This is a genomic window from Haloterrigena gelatinilytica, assembly GCF_013342145.1.
In the GTDB taxonomy this organism is placed as follows: Archaea; Halobacteriota; Halobacteria; order Halobacteriales; family Natrialbaceae; genus Haloterrigena; species Haloterrigena gelatinilytica.
The window spans coordinates 899,032-916,610 of record NZ_JABUQZ010000001.1 but is presented as its reverse complement, the minus strand read 5'-3'; the positions used below and the strand labels follow the sequence as shown (position 1 = coordinate 916,610).

The 17,579-nt window shown below is 65.5% G+C and carries 25 protein-coding genes and 2 tRNA genes; 24 read left to right on the top strand and 3 right to left on the bottom strand.

The window, feature by feature from the left end:
- Nucleotides 1-112 precede the first annotated feature (112 nt).
- Nucleotides 113-559 carry a DUF4112 domain-containing protein gene (locus tag HTZ84_RS04580; RefSeq protein ID WP_174679589.1) on the top strand — a complete coding sequence of 149 codons (447 nt, stop codon included), beginning with the start codon at nt 113-115 and terminating at the stop codon, nt 557-559.
- Between the two features lie 445 nt (nt 560-1,004).
- Here HTZ84_RS04580 and HTZ84_RS04575 read toward each other — a convergent pair.
- The 3 genes from HTZ84_RS04575 to HTZ84_RS04565 all read right to left on the bottom strand — a co-directional run bounded on the left by HTZ84_RS04575 (nt 1,005) and on the right by HTZ84_RS04565 (nt 4,736).
- A tRNA-Gly gene (locus HTZ84_RS04575) sits at nt 1,005-1,075 on the bottom strand.
- A gap of 322 nt (nt 1,076-1,397) precedes the next feature.
- Nucleotides 1,398-1,468: transfer RNA gene (locus tag HTZ84_RS04570), tRNA-Gly, on the bottom strand.
- Nucleotides 1,469-1,595: 127 nt separating this feature from the next.
- Nucleotides 1,596-4,736, bottom strand: a complete 3,141-nt coding sequence (locus HTZ84_RS04565; protein WP_174679588.1) for a PAS domain S-box protein — start codon at nt 4,734-4,736, stop codon at nt 1,596-1,598.
- A 267-nt stretch (nt 4,737-5,003) separates the two neighbouring features.
- On the opposite strand from HTZ84_RS04565, the gene HTZ84_RS04560 reads away from it, so the two are divergent.
- From HTZ84_RS04560 to HTZ84_RS04450, 23 genes are read left to right on the top strand one after another with little or no spacing between them, the layout of a single operon-like run.
- Complete coding sequence (locus tag HTZ84_RS04560) at nt 5,004-5,909, top strand: putative RNA uridine N3 methyltransferase (protein WP_174679587.1); 906 nt, start codon at nt 5,004-5,006, stop codon at nt 5,907-5,909.
- 4 nt (nt 5,910-5,913) lie between these two features.
- Nucleotides 5,914-6,933, top strand: coding sequence for a 50S ribosomal protein L3 (locus tag HTZ84_RS04555; RefSeq protein WP_174679586.1), 1,020 nt, complete (start codon nt 5,914-5,916; stop codon nt 6,931-6,933).
- A gap of 3 nt (nt 6,934-6,936) precedes the next feature.
- A complete protein-coding gene (gene rpl4p / locus HTZ84_RS04550) occupies nt 6,937-7,689 on the top strand; it encodes a 50S ribosomal protein L4 (protein ID WP_174679585.1) in 753 nt (250 codons plus the stop codon).
- Entirely contained in the window at nt 7,686-7,940 is a 255-nt protein-coding gene (locus HTZ84_RS04545; protein WP_012943389.1) for a 50S ribosomal protein L23, read from the top strand. Before rpl4p ends, HTZ84_RS04545 begins: the two co-directional genes overlap by 4 nt.
- A 2-nt stretch (nt 7,941-7,942) precedes the next feature.
- The gene (locus HTZ84_RS04540) at nt 7,943-8,665 is read left to right on the top strand and encodes a 50S ribosomal protein L2 (RefSeq protein ID WP_174679584.1); all 723 of its coding nucleotides are present in this window, start codon (nt 7,943-7,945) and stop codon (nt 8,663-8,665) included.
- Nucleotides 8,662-9,084, top strand: a complete 423-nt coding sequence (locus HTZ84_RS04535; protein ID WP_008894891.1) for a 30S ribosomal protein S19 — start codon at nt 8,662-8,664, stop codon at nt 9,082-9,084. The genes HTZ84_RS04540 and HTZ84_RS04535 overlap by 4 nt, the downstream gene beginning before the upstream one ends.
- 7 nt (nt 9,085-9,091) lie before the next feature.
- Entirely contained in the window at nt 9,092-9,571 is a 480-nt protein-coding gene (locus tag HTZ84_RS04530) for a 50S ribosomal protein L22 (protein ID WP_174679583.1), read from the top strand.
- On the top strand, nt 9,571-10,527 hold the full coding sequence (locus HTZ84_RS04525) for a 30S ribosomal protein S3 (protein WP_174679582.1): 957 nt from the start codon (nt 9,571-9,573) through the stop codon (nt 10,525-10,527). Before HTZ84_RS04530 ends, HTZ84_RS04525 begins: the two co-directional genes overlap by 1 nt.
- Nucleotides 10,527-10,745, top strand: coding sequence for a 50S ribosomal protein L29 (gene rpmC / locus HTZ84_RS04520; RefSeq protein ID WP_174679581.1), 219 nt, complete (start codon nt 10,527-10,529; stop codon nt 10,743-10,745). Before HTZ84_RS04525 ends, rpmC begins: the two co-directional genes overlap by 1 nt.
- 7 nt (nt 10,746-10,752) lie before the next feature.
- Nucleotides 10,753-11,220: a ribonuclease P protein component 1 gene (locus HTZ84_RS04515; protein WP_174679580.1), complete on the top strand. Its 468-nt coding sequence runs from the start codon at nt 10,753-10,755 to the stop codon at nt 11,218-11,220.
- Nucleotides 11,211-11,645 carry a 30S ribosomal protein S17 gene (locus HTZ84_RS04510; protein WP_174679579.1) on the top strand — a complete coding sequence of 145 codons (435 nt, stop codon included), beginning with the start codon at nt 11,211-11,213 and terminating at the stop codon, nt 11,643-11,645. Before HTZ84_RS04515 ends, HTZ84_RS04510 begins: the two co-directional genes overlap by 10 nt.
- The gene (locus HTZ84_RS04505) at nt 11,645-12,043 is read left to right on the top strand and encodes a 50S ribosomal protein L14 (protein ID WP_174679578.1); all 399 of its coding nucleotides are present in this window, start codon (nt 11,645-11,647) and stop codon (nt 12,041-12,043) included. Before HTZ84_RS04510 ends, HTZ84_RS04505 begins: the two co-directional genes overlap by 1 nt.
- A 2-nt stretch (nt 12,044-12,045) precedes the next feature.
- A complete protein-coding gene (gene rplX, locus HTZ84_RS04500) occupies nt 12,046-12,402 on the top strand; it encodes a 50S ribosomal protein L24 (protein ID WP_008894884.1) in 357 nt (118 codons plus the stop codon).
- Complete coding sequence (locus HTZ84_RS04495) at nt 12,399-13,100, top strand: 30S ribosomal protein S4e (protein WP_174679577.1); 702 nt, start codon at nt 12,399-12,401, stop codon at nt 13,098-13,100. The genes rplX and HTZ84_RS04495 overlap by 4 nt, the downstream gene beginning before the upstream one ends.
- Entirely contained in the window at nt 13,097-13,636 is a 540-nt protein-coding gene (locus HTZ84_RS04490) for a 50S ribosomal protein L5 (protein ID WP_174679576.1), read from the top strand. Before HTZ84_RS04495 ends, HTZ84_RS04490 begins: the two co-directional genes overlap by 4 nt.
- Entirely contained in the window at nt 13,629-13,823 is a 195-nt protein-coding gene (locus tag HTZ84_RS04485; protein WP_008894881.1) for a 30S ribosomal protein S14, read from the top strand. The genes HTZ84_RS04490 and HTZ84_RS04485 overlap by 8 nt, the downstream gene beginning before the upstream one ends.
- Nucleotide 13,824: 1 nt before the next feature.
- Nucleotides 13,825-14,217 (top strand): 30S ribosomal protein S8, encoded by a 393-nt coding sequence (locus HTZ84_RS04480; protein WP_174679575.1) that lies wholly within the window; start codon nt 13,825-13,827, stop codon nt 14,215-14,217.
- Between the two features lie 2 nt (nt 14,218-14,219).
- Nucleotides 14,220-14,753, top strand: coding sequence for a 50S ribosomal protein L6 (locus HTZ84_RS04475; RefSeq protein WP_008894879.1), 534 nt, complete (start codon nt 14,220-14,222; stop codon nt 14,751-14,753).
- A gap of 3 nt (nt 14,754-14,756) precedes the next feature.
- Nucleotides 14,757-15,467, top strand: coding sequence for a 50S ribosomal protein L32e (locus HTZ84_RS04470; protein WP_174679574.1), 711 nt, complete (start codon nt 14,757-14,759; stop codon nt 15,465-15,467).
- Nucleotides 15,460-15,909 (top strand): 50S ribosomal protein L19e, encoded by a 450-nt coding sequence (locus HTZ84_RS04465; RefSeq protein ID WP_008894877.1) that lies wholly within the window; start codon nt 15,460-15,462, stop codon nt 15,907-15,909. The genes HTZ84_RS04470 and HTZ84_RS04465 overlap by 8 nt, the downstream gene beginning before the upstream one ends.
- Nucleotides 15,909-16,457, top strand: a complete 549-nt coding sequence (locus HTZ84_RS04460; protein WP_126661285.1) for a 50S ribosomal protein L18 — start codon at nt 15,909-15,911, stop codon at nt 16,455-16,457. The genes HTZ84_RS04465 and HTZ84_RS04460 overlap by 1 nt, the downstream gene beginning before the upstream one ends.
- Nucleotides 16,454-17,110, top strand: coding sequence for a 30S ribosomal protein S5 (locus HTZ84_RS04455; RefSeq protein ID WP_174679573.1), 657 nt, complete (start codon nt 16,454-16,456; stop codon nt 17,108-17,110). The genes HTZ84_RS04460 and HTZ84_RS04455 overlap by 4 nt, the downstream gene beginning before the upstream one ends.
- Nucleotides 17,110-17,577, top strand: a complete 468-nt coding sequence (locus HTZ84_RS04450; protein ID WP_174679572.1) for a 50S ribosomal protein L30 — start codon at nt 17,110-17,112, stop codon at nt 17,575-17,577. Before HTZ84_RS04455 ends, HTZ84_RS04450 begins: the two co-directional genes overlap by 1 nt.
- Nucleotides 17,578-17,579: the final 2 nt, after the last annotated feature.

Here is a 17,579-nt window from a genome sequence, read left to right as displayed (position 1 = left end):
TTAATCCTCCCTCGTACCCGGGCGGTCGATACCGCCGCTTGCGGCTTTCGCCGCCGCGCGGCTTGCCATCGCCGTCCACGAACGTATTCCGCCGCGCGCCCGATGGCGACGTATGGCTACTGGTTCGACCGACGACATCGAGGCGGCCCTCGAGGAGTTCGGCGACGACCTTCCCGCCGAGGTCGACGAGGCAGCGATCAGCCGCATGCGAACCGTCGCTCGCGCCCTCGACGAGGGATTCCGCCTCCCGGGGACGAACTTCCGGTTCGGACTCGATCCGATCGTCGGGATCCTCCCCGGCGCCGGCGACACCGCGACCGCGCTCGTCTCGCTGTACATCGTCGCCGAGTCCGCCCGCATGGGCGTCTCCCAGTCGACGCTCCTGCGCATGCTGGCGAACATCGCCGTCGACACCATCGGCGGCTCGGTTCCCATACTCGGCGTCCTCTTCGACGCCTTCTGGAAGTCCAACAAGTGGAACGTCAAGCTAGCGATCGAGGAACTCGCCGACTCGAGCGAAGGGTCGGCGTCCGGGCCGGAAACCGTCGTCATCGACTAACGACTCGAGTCCACGGGGTTCTCGCCGCTCTTCTTTATCGGCTGACGCTACGTGTCTGGATCTCGAGACGGGTAGCAGACGGTGCGTAATGTACGATTTCGACGGACTGTAGACTAACAATACGCTTCGCAGTCGCCCGCGGACGTGAATTCGGAGAAGTGCGCTGGCGGGGATTTGAACCACGGGCAGACGGTCGCCTCGCGTCGCTCGGCGCTGCGACTGACCTCATTCAAATCTCAGATCCAATTCCTGACATTCATCGCGTACTCGCGACACGCTTCGCGGTCGCTCGCGGGATTGAATTCAGGAAGTGGGTTGGCGGGGATTTGAACCACGCCCGAGAACCTGCTCGCTCGCGCTCGCAGAACCTCGGTCTGATTCAAACCCAGAACGGTTTTCACTGAACAGACGACTCGCTCCGCTCGTCGATGTTGTTCAGTGAAAATGCGCTGGCGGGGATTTGAACCCCGGTTGTGACCATGGCAAGGTCACGTGATACCACTACACTACCAGCGCGCACACGTGCACTCGGTCTCGAGTACACTCGAACGGATGGACCACGATCACTTATAAATGTCGAAAGCGAGAGTGTCAAGGCACCTAGCCTCGGTCGTGAGTGATCGCCTCGAGAGCGGATACAACAGCTATACTGGCGGAGTTGCGGTTGGCATCCGACAGCTCGTTCCGAACGGTATTCGAACTCGAACGGGGGCTTCGAGCGAGAGACGCCCATCGCGACGGAGCGTTCCGGGGAGGACGATCGGAGCGCCGTGCTGACTACATGGAAACTGCGTCCGAGAAATTGCTCGCTCCGCTCGTCGGTGTTGTTCAGTGAAAATGCGCTGGCGGGGATTTGAACCCCGGTTGTGACCATGGCAAGGTCACGTGATACCACTACACTACCAGCGCCCTGCTGCACTTACACCTACACCGGGATAGATGTATAAGGGTTGCGAATCGACCCGGTATCGGTAGGGAGACACACGCGTTCGACCCCGATGCCGGGTTGCGAAATCGGACGACGGGTCGGCGGGGCTCACGGCTCGCGCTTGTCCGCCGCCGGAAGCGTCACCGCGAACGTCGACCCCTCACCGGGCTCGGACTCGAGACGGATCTCGCCGCCGTGGCGCTCGACGATCCGCTCGCACAGCGCGAGTCCGATGCCGGTACCGTCGTGCTCGCCCCGTGAGTGGAGGCTCTCGAACACCTCGAAGATCTCGTCGGCGTCGTCGGGATCGATCCCGATCCCCTCGTCCCGGACGGCGATCACCCAGCGGTCGTCCCTGCCCGCGCGTCGGCGGGCGGAAACGTGAACGCGCGGCGGCTCGTCGCCGCTGTACTCGAGGGCGTTCTCCAGGAGGTTCTGGAACAGTTGGCGCAACTGATCGCGGTCGCCCGCCACGCGGGGCAGCTCCTCGGCGGAGATCTCGGCGTCCGTTTCCTCGATCCGGACCTGGAGATCCTCGAGGACGTTTTCGAGAACGCCGTCCAGATCGACGGGTTCGAACGGATCGCCGCCCCTCTCGACGCGGGAGTACGCCAGCAGGCCGTCGATCATGTCGCGCATGCGCTCGGCGCCGTCGACCGCGAAGTCGATGAACTCCCGGCCGTCCTCGTCCAGGACGTCCGCGTATCGGCTCTCGATCAACCGGAGATAGCTCGAGACCATCCGCAGGGGTTCCTGGAGGTCGTGGCTGGCCGCGTAGGCGAACTGCTCTAAGCGCTCGTTGGACTCCTCGAGTCGATCGATCAGTTCCTCGAGCCGCCGCTCGCGTTCGACCCGTTCGGTGATCTCCTGTGCGAGGCTCAGCCCGGCGAAGATCTCGCCGTCGGCGTCCCGTAGCGGCGCCGCCCAGATCTGCCAGTGTTCGCCGTCGAACGTGATCGTCGTGCTGTCGGTCTCGCCGTCCTCGATGGCGGCTCGGTACAGCGGGGCCAGTTGTCTGCAGACGTCGTCCGGAAAGACCGCCGACATTCGTTCGCCTTCCATCTGCTCCGCCTCGGGAAGCGTATCGCCCAGAACCGCGCCCTCGATCAGCGTGTACCGGAGGTTCTCGTCGTACACGCCGACCGCGCCGTTCGGGAAGTGCTCGGCCAGCGTCCGGTAGCGGCGTTCGGACTCCTCGAGCTGTCGTTCGCGGCGTTTCAGCTCGGTGATATCCGAGATCGCCCCGTCCAGTCGGACGGGGGTACCGTCGTCGTCGTACTCGACCTCGCCGCGGGCGACGACCCACACGAGGTCGCCGTTCGCGTCCCGAACGCGGTATTCGGCCTCGAGTTCGCCCGTCTCTTCGACGGCGCGCTCGAGTCGCTCCCGCGTCCGGGCCCGGTCGTCCTCGTGGATCGATTCGTAGAAGGCGTCCATCGGTGCGCCGTCGGCGGCCAGCTCCGGATCCATGCCGTACGTCGAGGCGAGATAGTCGTCGGCGGTGACGACGTCCTCCCGAACGTCCCAGGTCCAGATCCCGACGGACGCGGCTTCGGTCGCGATGTCCAGTTGCGTTCGAACCGCCTGCAGATCCCGCTCGCGCTCCCGTTGCTCGGTGATGTCCCGAACGAGGCAGATGAGTTCGCCGTCGTCGGTCTCGGTCAGCGAGTGCTGGGAGAGGAAGGTGGTGCCGTCGCTGCGTACGCAGGTCGTCGTCCCGGACCACTGTCCCTCCGCCGAGATGCGCGGCAGAATGTCGTCGACGAAGCGGGACGAATCGGCTTCGATCCCGAGGTCGTCCCAGTGTTCGCCGATCATCTCCTCGGGCTCGTATCGGAACGTCTCCGCGTACGCGTCGTTGACGTAGATGAACGCGCCGTTCTCGTCGAGCAGGCTGATCCCCTCGCGGGCGGCCTCGAGCGCCCGCACGACGCGTCGACGTTCCTGCTCTCGGCGCTTCCGTTCGGTGATGTCCCGGACGACGCCGATCTCTTCCTGTCGGCCGTCTTCCGTCCGTCGCGTCGCGAACGTCCCTTCGACGGGAACGCGATCCCCGTCGGCCCGCTGCAGTTTCGCTTCCATGACGGGGTTCTCGACGTCCGACTTCCCTTCGCCGGCCGTCGTCAGTCGCTTTTTCGACTCCTCGATCGCGGCCTCGTCGACGACGAGGGAGGCGTGTTCGCCGACCAGGTCCCCGCGGTCGTAGCCGGTCATTCGAGCGTACGCCTCGTTGACCATCGTGAACCGGCCGTCCTCGCCTTTCACGTAGATCCCGTCGGACATCGTCTCGACGATCGTCTCGTACTTGGCCAGTTCCCGCTCGCGTTGCTTCCGCTCGGTGACGTCGCGCCCGATACCGGCCAGCACGCGCGTTCCCTCGGGATTCTCGAGTCCGACGGCGACGAACTCGTAGGGGATCCGCTCGCCGCCTTTGGTCAGCAGCCCCACCTCGAGTCGCGCGCTTCCGGTTTCGAAGACCGCCCGGATCTCCTCGGCGGCTCGCTCGCGGTCCTCCTCGGCGATGAACTCCAGGGCCCGCATCGATTCGATCTCCGCGTCGGTGTAGCCGGTGACCGCGTTCAGCGTCTCGTTCCACCGCTGGACGTCGCCCGTCTCGTCGACGACGTAGAACACGTCGTCGACCGCGTCGAGGATGCCGTCGGTGTACTCCGTGTACCGCTCGAGTCTCGCCTCGCGCTCGCGCAGGCGTCGGTCATTCTCCGCGCGGTCGATCGCCCCCGCGATGACGTTCGCGACGCCGCGGAGAAACGTCGCGTCGCGCTCGGTAAACGTCCGCTGGTCGCTCGAGTAGGCCCCGAGGACGCCCCACGGCTCGCCGGCCGAGCCGACGGGGACGCTGATGCCGCTGGTAACGTCGTGACTGGCGAGCAACTCGGCGTCGAAGACGGCCCCGTCGCATCGTCGATCTTCGACGATCACCGGGTCGTCGGTGCGCAGCGTGACGCCGACCAGCGACTCCCGACCCGCGGGGACGGTCGTCGATCCGACGACGCCCGAACGCCAGCCGACGCCCCCTCGCAACGAGGCCGCGTCCCCGTCCCCGTCCGGGAGCACCTCGAGCACGCCGCAGTACTCGGCACCCAGCGCGTCGGTGACGGCCGCGGCTGCGTCGTCGATCAGCCCGTCGAGGTCGGCCGGTTCCAGCGCCCGCTGTCCGAGTTCCGCGACCGCCTCCTGTTGCCGAAGTCGGCTCTCGAGTTCCGCCTCGATCGGCGAGGGCGATTCCATGCTACCGTGACCGTCTGTGACATAGCGGTAAAATTCCTCGGAATGGGGCGCTCGACCCGCCGCGGTAACGATCCGCTGCTCGCGCGCTCGCGACGGCCGTCGAAGACGTGCTGACAGTTACCAATCACTGGCGGTGAGTGTGTGCCCGCACGGCACGAATTCGGGGGTGTGAGGCGTTATCAGCCGCAATCGAATCCGCTATCCTTTTAAGATCCCCTCCGCAAGACATCGCTACAGTCTAGTGACGCGGCGCCGAAGCGTTTCGGCATGACCGTCAGCGTACTCGTTCCGTCGTCACTCACCCGGGAAGCCGAGGACAAACGCGAGGCGACTCGCAAACTCGGTTACGTCGCCCGCGCGGCGACGATCTTCCGGGCCGATCGCCTGATCGTCTACCCGGACCGGGACGGCGAAACCGGGCGATTCGACGGCGGGTTCGTAAGCACCGTCCTGCGGTACGCCGCAACGCCCCCCTACCTCCGCAACGAGGCCTGGGGGATGCGGGACGAACTGGAGTACGCGGGCGTCTTGCCGCCGCTCCGCGCCATGTCACAGACCGGCTCCGAATCTACCGGTTCGGGGTCGTCAAGACAAGGGATCGTGACCGAGGTCGGACCTGAAGGGCGCGTCCGGGTCAATTGCGGACTGCAACACCCGATCTCCCTCAACGTACCGCCGAAAATGGCGGTCGAGGAGGGGGAGCGCGTGACCGTCAGGATCTCTTCGCGACGACCGGTCCGGGCGAAGCTCGTCGACGAGCCCCTTCCGGGGCTTTCCGTCGAGCGGACGGACCTGCAGACAGCACTCGGCCGTGAGGACGCCGGCGTCCGCATCGCGGCCTCCCGATTCGGTGAAGAGCTCACCGTCGGGCGGCTCGGGACGCTGGCCGGACGTATCGAGGGCGACGGGATGACCGTCGCCTTCGGCGCGCCCGAGAGAGGGCTGCCTGCTATCCTCGGAATCGAGGCATCGGCCATCGAAGCGTCGTCGGGACAAGGCGACGCGATCGAACCGTCGTCCGACCGGGACGACGCAGCCGATGACGGAGTCGAACCCACAGCCGATCCGGGGTTCGACCTCTGGCTAAACACGGTTCCGGACCAAGGGAGCGAGGTGGTGCGAACGGAGGAGGCTCTGTTCGCTACCCTCGCGCCCCTCTCACTGAGAGAGTGATAGAATGCCACAAGCAAATTCACCACGCAAAGGCTCACTCGGGTTCGGCCCACGAAAGCGTGCGACCAGCGAGGTCCCGCGCTTCAACTCGTGGCCGGACGACGAAGGACAGCCGACGCTCCAGGGTTTCGCGGGCTATAAGGCCGGCATGACCCACGTCGTCATGGTCGACGATAAAGCGAACTCGCCGACCGAGGGGATGGAACAGACCGTCCCCGTGACGATCGTGGAGACGCCGCCCATGCGCGCCGTCGCTCTGCGAGCGTACGAAGAAACGCCGTACGGCATGAAGCCGGTCACCGAGGTCTGGACCGACGAGTTCGTCCCCGAACTCGATCGCGTCCTCGACATCCCCGGTGACGACTACGACACCGACGCCGCCGAAGACGAACTTCGCGGCCTCCTCGAGGAGGGACGCGTCGACGACGTTCGCGTCATCACGCACACGGTTCCGTCCGAGATTCCCTCGGTCCCCAAGAAGAAACCGGACGTGATGGAGACGCGCGTCGGCGGCGGTTCCGTCGAGGACCGCGTCGACTTCGCGCTCGAGACCGTCGCAGACGGTGGCGAGCACGTCATGAACGACGTCTTCCGCGCCGGCGAGTACGTCGACGCGAGCGGCGTCACGAAAGGGAAAGGGACGCAGGGTCCCGTCAAGCGATGGGGCGTCCAGAAACGAAAGGGCAAGCACGCCCGGCAGGGATGGCGCCGCCGCATCGGGAACCTCGGTCCCTGGAACCCGTCCCGCGTTCGGTCGACGGTCCCCCAGCAGGGGCAGACCGGCTACCACCAGCGGACGGAACTGAACAAGCGCCTCGTCGACATCGGCGACGGCGCCGACGCGACGGTCGACGGCGGCTTCGTCAACTACGGCGAAGTCGACGGACCGCACGCGCTGATCAAGGGCTCGCTCCCCGGACCGGAACAGCGCCTCGTGCGCTTCCGGCCGGCGATCCGACCCGGAGACCAGCCGCGCCTCGATCCCGAGGTCCGGTACGTCTCCACCGCATCTAACCAGGGATAACACATGGAAGCAACAGTACGCGACCTGGACGGCGCCGAAGCGGACTCGGTCGAGCTCCCGGCGGTCTTCGAGACCCAGTACCGCCCGGACCTGATCGCCCGCGCCGTTCGCGTCGCCCAGGCAAACCGGAAACAGGACTACGGCGCCGACGAGTTCGCCGGCCTTCGAACGCCGGCCGAATCGTTCGGTAGCGGCCGCGGGATGGCCCACGTCCCCCGACAGGAAGGACGCGGTCGCCGCGTTCCCCAGACCGTCAAGGGACGCAAGGCCCACCCGCCGAAAGCCGAGAAGGACCAGTCCGAATCGATCAACACGAAAGCAAAGAAGCTGGCCGTCCGCAGCGCCATCGCTGCGACGACCGACGCCGAGCTCGTCGCCGAGCGCGGCCACGAGTTCGACGGTGACCTCGAGCTGCCCGTCGTCGTCGACGACGAGTTCGAGGACCTCCAGAAGACCCGTGAGGTCGTCGACTTCCTCGAGGCCACCGGCCTCGCAGACGACATCGAACGCGCAGACGAGGGTCGCAGCGTCCGATCCGGGCAGGGGAAAGCCCGCGGCCGGAAGTACAAGACGCCGACGTCGATCCTCTTCGTCACCTCCAGCGAGACCGGCCCGTCCCGCGCGGCCCGGAACCTCGCCGGCGCCGACGTGACGACGGCCGCGGAGGTCAACGCGGAGGATCTCGCGCCCGGCGCACAGCCGGGTCGACTGACCGTCTGGACCGAGAGCGCACTCGAGGAGGTGGCCGACCGATGAGTTCGATCATCGAACACCCCCTCGTGACCGAGAAGGCGATGAACGACATGGACTTCGAGAACAAGCTCCAGTTCGTCGTCAACCCGGACGCGTCCAAACCGGAGATCCGCGACGAGATCGAAGAGCGCTTCGAGATCTCGGTACAGGACATCAACACGCAGGTAACGATGAAGGGTAAAAAGAAAGCGGTCGTCCGCCTCGACGAGGAGGACGACGCACAGGAAGTCGCTTCGCGAATCGGGGTGTTCTAAGAATGGGACGACGCATTCAAGGACAGCGACGCGGTCGCGGGACCTCGACGTTCCGTGCCCCTTCGCACCGCTACAAGGCGGAACTCGATCACAAGAAGTCCGAGGACGACGACGTCGTTCGCGGGACGGTCGTGGACATCGAACACGACCCCGCGCGATCGGCGCCCGTCGCCGCCATCGAGTTCGAGGACGGCGACCAGCGCCTCGTCCTCGCGCCGGAAGGCATCGGCGTCGGCGAGGAGATCCAGGTCGGCGTCTCCGCGGAGATCAAGCCGGGCAACACGCTCCCGCTCGCGGAGATCCCGGAAGGGGTCCCGGTCTGTAACGTCGAAGCCAACCCCGGCGACGGCGGTCGGTTCGCTCGCGCGTCGGGCGTCAACGCGGACCTGATCACCCACGACCGCAACGCCGCGGTCATCCAGCTTCCCAGCGGCGAGGTCAAGCGCCTCGATCCGCAGTGTCGAGCCACCATCGGCGTCGTCGCCGGCGGTGGCCGCACGGAGAAGCCGATGGTCAAGGCGGGTAACAAGCACCACAAGATGAAAGCCCGGGGCACCAAGTGGCCCCGCGTCCGCGGTGTCGCGATGAACGCCGTCGACCACCCGTTCGGTGGCGGCGGCCGACAGCACCCCGGCAAACCCAAGTCCGTCTCGCGGGACGCCCCGCCGGGACGGAAGGTGGGTGACATTTCCTCGCGTCGTACCGGCCGAGGTGGAAACAAATGAGTCAGGAGTACCGAACCGGCCGCGAAGGTGAGTTCACCTACCGCGGTCACACGCTCGAGGAGCTGCAGGCGATGGAGCTCGAGGAAGTTGCGGAACTGCTCCCCGCTCGCCAGCGGCGAAGTATCGAACGCGGTCTCTCCGTCGAGAAGCAGAAGCTGCTCGAGGAGGCCCGCGAGAAAGAAGAGGAAGAGACGGCGAACGCGCCGATCCGAACGCACCTTCGGGATATGCCGATCCTGCCGGAGTTCGTCGGGCTGACCTTCGAGGTCTACACCGGCCAGGCGTTCGAGCGCGTCCGCGTCGAACCCGAGATGATCGGACACTATCTCGGCGAGTTCCAGCTGACCCGCACGTCCGTCGAGCACGGACAGGCCGGGATCGGCGCGACTCGATCCTCGAAGTTCGTCCCACTGAAGTGATCATCGTATGGGAATCAACTACTCAGTCGACGCGGACCCGGACGAGACCGCGAAAGCGATGCTCCGGGAGCGTCACATGAGCCACAAGCACAGCAAAGAGGTCGCTCGCGCGATCAAGGGCCGCACCGTCGAGGACGCTCAGGAGTACCTCCAGCGCGTCATCGACGAGGAGGAGTCGGTCCCGTTCAAGTCCCACAACGCCGGTGCCGGTCACCGATCGGACATCGACGGCTGGGACGCCGGCAAGTACCCCGAGAAGGTCTCGGGGGAGTTCCTCGACCTGCTCGAGAACGTCGAGGCCAACGCCGACCACCAGGGATTCGACGGCGCCTCGATGGAGATCGTCCACGTCGCCGCCCACAAGGTCGGCGAGTCCGTCGGCCGCAAGCCCCGCGCGATGGGGCGGGCGTCCTCGTGGAACACGCCGGAGGTCGACGTCGAGATCGTGGTCAGCGAGCAACCAGAGGACGAAGAAGGTGATAGCTAATGGCTGACGAACAACAGTTCATCGAAAACGGCCTGCAGCGGTCTCAGATCGACGAGTTCTTCCAGGAAGAGCTCGGCCGCGCGGGCTACGGTGGCATGGACGTCGCCAAGACGCCGATGGGAACCCAGATCGTCCTCAAGGCCGAGAAGCCCGGGATGGTCATCGGCAAGGGCGGCGAGAACATCCGGAAGGTCACGACGGCCCTCGAAGAGAAGTTCAACCTCGAGGACCCCCAGATCGACGTCCAGGAGGTCGAGGAACCCGACCTCAACGCGCGGATCGTCGCGGACCGACTGGCCAACGCGCTCGAGCGCGGCTGGTACTTCCGTAAGGCCGGTCACACGACGATCGACCGGATCATGGAAGCCGGCGCGCTCGGCGCCGAGATCGTCCTCTCCGGGAAGGTCACCGGTGCCCGATCGCGCGTCGAGAAGTTCAACCGCGGCTACATCAAGCACAACGGCGAGCCCGCCGAAGAGGTCGTCGACCACGGCCAGGGCGTCGCGGTGATGAAACTCGGCACCATCGGTGTCGACGTCAAGATCATCCCGCCGGGAGCCGAACTCCCCGACGACTTCGAGATCCACGAAGAGATGGATCCCGAGGAACTCGTCCCCGATGCCGTCGAGGCCAACGAGGCCGAGGGCGTCGAGGAACTCCTCGAGGGCGAACCCGAGGAAGCCGAAGCCAGCGCCGAAGGCGCCGAGGCCTCGGCCGACGACGCCGTCGAGACCGAACCCGAGATCGACGAGGAGTCCGTCGAGGAAGTCATCGAGGAGGAGGTCGCCGGCGAGGACGAGGAAGACGTCGAAATCCCCGACGAGTCCCCGATCGAGGAGGATCTGGACGAGCTCGAGGAAGACGTCGAAGCCGAGGCTGAAGAACTCGTCGCCGAGATGGACGAGGAGGCCGACGCCGATGCCGACGCGGACGAAGACGAGGGAGGTGACGCCTGATGGCGATCCTCCACGTCGACGAGATCCGCGACATGACGCCCGCCGAACGGCAGGAGGAGCTTGAGGAACTCGAGACCGAACTGCTGAACCAGAAGTCCGTCCTCGCCGCCGGTGGCGCCCCGGAGAACCCGGGCCGCATCGGCGAGCTCGGCCGCACCATCGCGCGGATCAAGACGATCCAGCGCGAGGAAGGCGACCTGGACGAAGCCGACGAATAACACACAGATGCCACTGACACCCGAGACGCTGCCGCGACACGAGCTCAACGGACTTCCCGTCCGCGTCGTCGAGAGCGACGACGCCTCCCGGGAGGGTCTCGAGGGGCGGGTCGTCATCGAGACGACCAACACCCTCTCCGTAGAGGTTCGTGAGAACGGCGAGTCTCGGGTGGTGATGGTACCGAAATCGGGCTCGACGTTCGAGTTCGCGATCACAGATGACGCCGCCGACCTCGAGAAGGGGTCGGGGACCGCGTCCAAACTGGCCGACACTCAACCTGCAACGGCGGACGAATCGTCCGCCGCCGCAGACCGGGCTGGCGGCGATGCCGCCAGCTGTCGTGGTGACGATCCCTCGCGGGATCGCCGCCACGCTGCCGGCGAGGGCGTGGCCTACGTTACGGTCGATGGATCGCGGCTGCTCTCACGACCCGCCCGACGCACGGAAACGAATGGTGACTCACCATGGCAATAGGACTAGACGTTGAAACCCCTCCGGAACCAGAGAACCCGGAGGAATACGACTACGAGAAGTGTCCGTTCTACGGCGACCTTCCCGTTCGAGGGCAGATCCTCGAGGGAACCGTCGTCTCGACGGACATGGACAAGACCGTAGTCGTCGAACGAGAGTACGACGTAGCGGTTCCGAAGTACGACCGCTACATGAAGCGACGCTCGCGCATTCCGGCTCACGTGCCGGGCGTGCTCGAGCCGCTCTCGGTCGGTGACACGGTCAAGATCGCAGAGACCCGACCACTGTCGAAGACCAAATCGCACGTGGTCGTCGAAGTAACCGAAGAAGCGACCGCGGAGGACGTCGCCGACCTCACCGGCCAGGCCGAACCCGAGCCGGAGCTGTCGGCCGAGGACTTCGCGGGCGAAGACGAGGGTGATCAGTGATGGAGGCGATGAAAGCCGACGTCACTCAGGGACTCAAGAAGGGATCCCTGATCACGTGTGCCGACAACACCGGCGCGCGCGAACTGAAGGTCATCAGCGTCTCGGGCTACCACGGCACCAAGAACCGCCAGCCGAAGGCGGGACTCGGTGACAAGGTGACCGTCTCGGTCACGAAGGGTACCCCCGAGATGCGCCGCCAGGTCCTCGAGGCAGTTATCGTCCGTCAGCGGAAGGCGATCCGCCGACCCGACGGCACCCGACTCAAGTTCGAGGACAACGCGGCCGTCATCATCGACGAGAACGAGGAGCCCCGCGGGACGGAGATCAAGGGGCCGATCGCCCGCGAAGTCGCAGAGCGCTTCGGAGCAATCGCCTCTACCGCGACGATGATCGTATAGATATGAGCGAACAACCATCCAAACAGCGAAATCAGACGGAGCGTGCACCGCTGCACAAGCGACAGAAGCAGCTTCACGCGACGCTGTCCGACGAGCTCCGAGAGGAGTACGACACCCGTCGAACCCGTGTCAACGCGGGCGACACGGTCGAGGTCATGCGCGGCGACCACGCCGGCGACGAAGGCGAGGTCCTGCGCGCGATCCTCGAGGACGGAACGATTCACGTCGAAGACGTGACGGTCGAGACGGCCGACGGCGAAGAGGTGCCGCGACCGCTCGACCCGTCGAACGTCCGTATCACGGAGCTCGACCTCGAGGACGAGCGTCGCGAGGCACGCCTCGAAGGTGATAGCGAATGACGAAACACCAGAAACGACTGTCCGTACCGAAGTCCTGGCCGGTCGAGCGCAAGACAGAGACGTTCACGGTCAAGGCCGGCGCCGGCCCGCACGGCGAAGAGGGTGTCCCCCTCGTCGTCCTGCTGCGGGACGTCCTCGGCTACGTCGACTCGAAGAAGGAAGCGCGATACGCCCTGAGCGAGGACGCGATCCTCGTCAACGGGGAGCCGATCAACGACGAGAAGCGACCGATCGGCATCTTCGACATCGTCGCGTTCCCCGGTCGAGAGGAGTACTTCCGCGTCTTCCCCGACGAAGGCGGTCGGCTCGCGCTGACCGAAATCGACGAGGACGCCGCCGGAAGCCGCCTCGGCAAGATCGAGGGCAAGCAGCAGGTCCCCGGCGGGGACACGCAGCTGACCCTCCACGACGGGACCAACGTCCTCGTCGAGGACGGCAGCGAGTACGAGACGACCGACTCGATCGTCATCGACAACGACGACAAGTCGATCGTCGCCCACTTCCCGTTCGAGGAGGGCGCGCTCGTGACGGCCGTCCGCGGCAACCACGGCGGCAAGATCGGCGAGATCGACGCGATCGACATCACGCCGGGCAGCGGCCCGAACACGGTCGGCGTCTCCACGGACGACGACGGATTCGAGACGATTCAGGAGTACATCGTCGTGATCGACGAGAACTTCACGGGTGATGACGAATGAGCGAAGCTGACGCCGGCGAGTTCCACGAGATGCGCGAACCGCGCGTCGAGAAGGTCGTCGTCCACATGGGCGTCGGTCAGGGCGGTCGAGAACTCGGCCGCGCCGAGGACATCATCGAAGAGATCACGGGTCAGGAAAGCGTCCGGACCCAGGCGAAACGGACCGAACCCGACTTCGGCATTCGCCAGGGCGATCCGATCGGCACGAAGGTCACCCTTCGCGACGACGACGCCTACGACTTCCTCGAGACGGCGCTGCCGCTGTCGAACATCTCGGCAACGCAGTTCGACGACACGGGCAACTTCAGCTTCGGCGTCGAGGAACACACCGAGTTCCCGAGCCAGGAGTACGACCCGAACGTCGGAATCTACGGGCTGGACGTCACCGTCAACATGGTGCGCCCGGGCTACCGCGTCTCCAAGCGCGACAAAGCCACCCGCTCGATTCCGTCGCGACACCGACTGACCCCCGAGGACGCGATCGCGTTCCTCGAGGCGAACTTCGACGTGACCGTCGAGGAGGCAGACGATGAGTGAAAGCGAAACCGAAAGCGACGTAGAAAACGAGCGCACGGGCGAGCACGCCGCAAAGCGCACGGGGCAGGAAGAGGCCTGCCAGCGCTGTGGCCGCAAGCAGGGGTTGGTCGGCAAGTACGACATCAACCTCTGTCGGCAGTGCTTCCGTGAGATCGCTCGCGACATGGGATTCAAGAAGTATCGATAACATGACTGGAAACGATCCACTCAGTAACGCGCTCTCGGGGCTCGACAACGCCGAGAGCGTGGGACATCTCACCCACGAGGTAACGCCCGCCTCGAACGAGATCGGCAGCGTGCTCGAGGTCTTCTACGACCGCGGGTACATCGACGGCTTCGAGTACGTCGACGACGGCAAAGCCGGTCAGTTCGAGGTCGAACTGAAAGGAGCGATCAACGAGTGTGGCCCCGTCAAGCCCCGCTACAGCGTCGGTTCCGAGGACTTCGAGAAGTGGGAGAAGCGCTATCTCCCCGCTCGAGACTTCGGTGCGCTCGTCGTCACGACGAGCAGTGGCATCATGAGCCACTACGAGGCGCGTGAGCAGGGAATCGGCGGCCAGGTGATCGCATACGTCTACTAACAATGCGAGTTGAACTGGAAACCCCTGACAACGTAACCGTCGAGATCGACCACCTCGACGTAACCGTCGAGGGACCGGAAGGGAGCGTCACGCGACGCCTCTGGTACCCCGACGTGAGCGTCGACGTCGAAGGCGACACCGTGGTAATCGAAAGTGAGTCCGAGGACGCGAAGACCAACGCGACCGTCGGCACCTTCGAGAGCCACCTCACCAACGCCTTCCACGGCGTGACCGAGGGCTGGGAGTACAAGATGGAAGTCTTCTACTCTCACTTCCCGATGCAGGTCCGCGTGGAGGGCGACGAGGTCGTCATCGAGAACTTCCTCGGCGAAAAGGCAGCGCGACGAACGACTATCCACGGTGACACCGACGTCTCCGTCGACGACGAGGCACTGACGCTCTCCGGTCCGAACAAGGAGGACGTCGGCCAGACGGCGGCGGACATCGAGCAGCTGACTCGCGTCAGCGGCAAGGACACCCGCGTCTTCCAGGACGGGGTCTACATCACCGAGAAACCCGCGACCGGAGGTGCCTGATAGATGGCAGACGAAGAACCACAGGAACTCGAGGACATCAGCGGCGTCGGCGCGAGCAAGGCCGACGCGCTGCGCGATGCCGGTTTCGAGTCCATCGAGGACGTCAAAGAGGCCGACCAGGACGACCTGGCCGAGGCCGAGGGCATCGGGAACGCACTCGCCGCGCGTATCAAGGCCGACGTCGGTGACCTCGAGGTCACCGAGGAGACCGAGGCCGAGATCGAAGACGAGGGCGCCGAGGAAGAAGAGCCGGAGGAGGACGTCGAAACGGAGCTTCAGCCCCGCGGGCTGACCGAGAAGACGCCCGATCTCTCCGAGGAAGAACAACGGCTGCTCAACCGCCGCAAGAGCGAGGGCAAGCCGCAGTTTAACCGACAGGACTACCACAAGAAAAAGCGGACGCCCGAATCCTGGCGCCGACCCCGCGGCACGCTGTCCAAGCAGCGCCGCGGCATCAAGGGCAAGGGCCCGAAGGTCCAGGCCGGCTACCGCACGCCGAAGTCCGTTCGGGGCAAACACCCCAGCGGCTTCGAGGAAGTCTACGTCGAGAACACGGACGACCTCGAGGGCGTCGACGGCGACACCGAAGCGGTTCGGATCGCCGCTTCGGTCGGCGCGCGCAAGCGCGAACGGATCGAAGAACAGGCCGAGGAGCAGGGCGTTCGCGTCCTGAACCCGACCTACGAGGAAGTCGAGGTGGAATCCAATGACTGATCTCTCCGCACAGAAGCGACTCGCAGCCGACGTCCTGGACGTCGGAGAGAACCGCGTCTGGCTCGACCCCGAAGCCCAGAGCGACATCGCCGAAGCGATCACTCGCGACGAGATCCGCGAACTCGTCGACGAGGGTCGCATTCAGGCCGACGACGCGAAGGGCAACTCCCGCGGCCGCGCTCGAGAGCGCAACGAGAAGCGCGCCTACGGCCACCGCAAGGGCCCGGGCAAGCGCCGCGGCAAGAAGGGCGCCCGCCAGAACGAGAAAGAAGAGTGGCAGGACAAGATTCGCGCACAGCGACGGAAGCTGCGTGACCTCCGCGACAAGGGCGAAATCACGCCCACGCAGTACCGCGAGCTCTACAAGAAGGCTGGCGGCGGGGAGTTCCGTAGCGTCCGGTACCTGATGAACTACATCGACGACAACTACGGTGACCAATAATGGCGACAGGACCACGATACAAAGTTCCGATGCGGCGTCGCCGTGAGGTCCGGACGGACTACCATCAGAGGTTGCGCCTGCTGAAATCGGGCAAACCGCGCCTCGTCGCTCGCAAGAGCAACAAGCACACTACGGCGCAGCTGATAACCCCCGGACCACAGGGCGACGAGACGCTCGCGAGCGCACACTCGAGCGATCTCGAGGAGTACGGCTGGGAAGCCCCCACGAGTAACATTTCCGCGGCGTACCTGACCGGCCTGCTGGCCGGCCAGCGAGCCGTCGAGGCCGGCGTCGAGGAAGCGGTACTCGACATCGGTCTCAACACCGCGACGCCCGGCAACAAGGTGTTCGCGGTTCAGGAGGGGGCCATCGACGCCGGCCTCGAGATCCCGCACAACGACAGCGTGCTCGCGGACTGGTCGCGTACCCGCGGCGAACACATCGCCGAGTACGCCGAGCAGCGAGACGAGCCGCTTTACGGCGGTGACTTCGACGCAACGGATCTACCAGAACACTTCGACGAGGTACGAGAGGCGATCCTCGAATGAGCGCAAACGACTACAACGACGACGGATGGCAGCCGGTCACCCGTCTCGGCCGGATGGTCCAGGAGGGCGACATCGACACGATGGAAGACGCCCTCAGCTCGGGTCTCCCGCTGAAGGAACCCGAGGTCGTCGACCAGCTCCTGCCGGGACTGGACGACGAAGTGCTGGACATCAACATGGTCCAGCGCATGACCGACTCCGGACGCCGCGTGAAGTTCCGATGTGTCGTCGTCGTGGGCAACCGCGACGGCTACGTCGGCTACGCGGAAGGCCGAGACGATCAGGTCGGCTCCGCCATCCAGAAGGCGATCGGTATCGCGAAGCTGAACATGATCAAGGTTCCCCGCGGCTCCGGGTCGTGGGAGGACCGTTCGGACCGACCACACTCGCTGACCCGACGGACGACCGGTAAGGCCGGCTCCGTCGAGGTCGAGGTCATCCCCGCCCCCGAAGGGCTTGGGCTGGCCGCCAGCGACACGGTTCGACACGTCCTCGAGCTGGCCGGCATCGAGAACGCCTGGACCAAGAGCCACGGCAACACTCGAACGACGGTCAACCTCGCGAAAGCGACGTTCAACGCGCTCGAGAACGCGTCCCAGTCGCGCCACCCGCGACGGCGACCGAACCGAGAAGAAGCCGAGGTGAGTGAGTAATGAAGGCTGTCGTGCAGGTACGCGGTGAGGTGAACCGCCACGAAGACGTCGAAGACACGCTGCAGATGCTCAACATCCACAGCGTCAACCACTGTGCGCTCGTCCCCGAGACCGACACCTACACGGGGATGGTCCACAAGGTTAACGACTACGTCGCCCACGGCGAACCCGACGCCGAGGTGCTCGAGACCGTGCTCGAAAAGCGCGCCGAGCCCCTCGAGGGTCGACAGTCCGACGTCGACGAGGAGTGGCTGGCCGAGAACACCGACTACGACGACTTCGGTGCGCTCGCCGAGGCGCTGCTCGCCGAGGAGACGACGCTGCGCGAGCAGGGACTGTCGCCGACGCTGCGACTCCACCCCCCGCGTGGCGGCCACGAGGGTATCAAGAAACCGACGGCCGAGGGCGGCCAACTCGGAAAGCATACAACAGGGCAGATTAACGACCTGCTAGAATCGATGCGATAACC

What these genes read in the sequence shown, in the direction of transcription:
- rpmC (WP_174679581.1), top strand. Translation starts at nt 10,527, where the DNA reads ATGGCGATCCTCCACGTCGACGAGATCCGCGACATGACGCCCGCCGAA.
- HTZ84_RS04495 (WP_174679577.1), top strand. Translation starts at nt 12,399, where the DNA reads ATGACGAAACACCAGAAACGACTGTCCGTACCGAAGTCCTGGCCGGTC.
- HTZ84_RS04480 (WP_174679575.1), top strand. Translation starts at nt 13,825, where the DNA reads ATGACTGGAAACGATCCACTCAGTAACGCGCTCTCGGGGCTCGACAAC.
- HTZ84_RS04555 (WP_174679586.1), top strand. Translation starts at nt 5,914, where the DNA reads ATGCCACAAGCAAATTCACCACGCAAAGGCTCACTCGGGTTCGGCCCA.
- HTZ84_RS04565 (WP_174679588.1), bottom strand. Translation starts at nt 4,736, where the DNA reads ATGGAATCGCCCTCGCCGATCGAGGCGGAACTCGAGAGCCGACTTCGG.
- rpl4p (WP_174679585.1), top strand. Translation starts at nt 6,937, where the DNA reads ATGGAAGCAACAGTACGCGACCTGGACGGCGCCGAAGCGGACTCGGTC.
- HTZ84_RS04505 (WP_174679578.1), top strand. Translation starts at nt 11,645, where the DNA reads ATGGAGGCGATGAAAGCCGACGTCACTCAGGGACTCAAGAAGGGATCC.
- HTZ84_RS04455 (WP_174679573.1), top strand. Translation starts at nt 16,454, where the DNA reads ATGAGCGCAAACGACTACAACGACGACGGATGGCAGCCGGTCACCCGT.
- HTZ84_RS04470 (WP_174679574.1), top strand. Translation starts at nt 14,757, where the DNA reads ATGGCAGACGAAGAACCACAGGAACTCGAGGACATCAGCGGCGTCGGC.
- HTZ84_RS04510 (WP_174679579.1), top strand. Translation starts at nt 11,211, where the DNA reads ATGGCAATAGGACTAGACGTTGAAACCCCTCCGGAACCAGAGAACCCG.
- HTZ84_RS04475 (WP_008894879.1), top strand. Translation starts at nt 14,220, where the DNA reads ATGCGAGTTGAACTGGAAACCCCTGACAACGTAACCGTCGAGATCGAC.
- HTZ84_RS04465 (WP_008894877.1), top strand. Translation starts at nt 15,460, where the DNA reads ATGACTGATCTCTCCGCACAGAAGCGACTCGCAGCCGACGTCCTGGAC.
- HTZ84_RS04515 (WP_174679580.1), top strand. Translation starts at nt 10,753, where the DNA reads ATGCCACTGACACCCGAGACGCTGCCGCGACACGAGCTCAACGGACTT.
- HTZ84_RS04540 (WP_174679584.1), top strand. Translation starts at nt 7,943, where the DNA reads ATGGGACGACGCATTCAAGGACAGCGACGCGGTCGCGGGACCTCGACG.
- HTZ84_RS04535 (WP_008894891.1), top strand. Translation starts at nt 8,662, where the DNA reads ATGAGTCAGGAGTACCGAACCGGCCGCGAAGGTGAGTTCACCTACCGC.
- HTZ84_RS04490 (WP_174679576.1), top strand. Translation starts at nt 13,097, where the DNA reads ATGAGCGAAGCTGACGCCGGCGAGTTCCACGAGATGCGCGAACCGCGC.
- HTZ84_RS04525 (WP_174679582.1), top strand. Translation starts at nt 9,571, where the DNA reads ATGGCTGACGAACAACAGTTCATCGAAAACGGCCTGCAGCGGTCTCAG.
- HTZ84_RS04580 (WP_174679589.1), top strand. Translation starts at nt 113, where the DNA reads ATGGCTACTGGTTCGACCGACGACATCGAGGCGGCCCTCGAGGAGTTC.
- HTZ84_RS04460 (WP_126661285.1), top strand. Translation starts at nt 15,909, where the DNA reads ATGGCGACAGGACCACGATACAAAGTTCCGATGCGGCGTCGCCGTGAG.
- HTZ84_RS04545 (WP_012943389.1), top strand. Translation starts at nt 7,686, where the DNA reads ATGAGTTCGATCATCGAACACCCCCTCGTGACCGAGAAGGCGATGAAC.
- HTZ84_RS04560 (WP_174679587.1), top strand. Translation starts at nt 5,004, where the DNA reads ATGACCGTCAGCGTACTCGTTCCGTCGTCACTCACCCGGGAAGCCGAG.
- HTZ84_RS04450 (WP_174679572.1), top strand. Translation starts at nt 17,110, where the DNA reads ATGAAGGCTGTCGTGCAGGTACGCGGTGAGGTGAACCGCCACGAAGAC.
- HTZ84_RS04485 (WP_008894881.1), top strand. Translation starts at nt 13,629, where the DNA reads ATGAGTGAAAGCGAAACCGAAAGCGACGTAGAAAACGAGCGCACGGGC.
- HTZ84_RS04530 (WP_174679583.1), top strand. Translation starts at nt 9,092, where the DNA reads ATGGGAATCAACTACTCAGTCGACGCGGACCCGGACGAGACCGCGAAA.
- rplX (WP_008894884.1), top strand. Translation starts at nt 12,046, where the DNA reads ATGAGCGAACAACCATCCAAACAGCGAAATCAGACGGAGCGTGCACCG.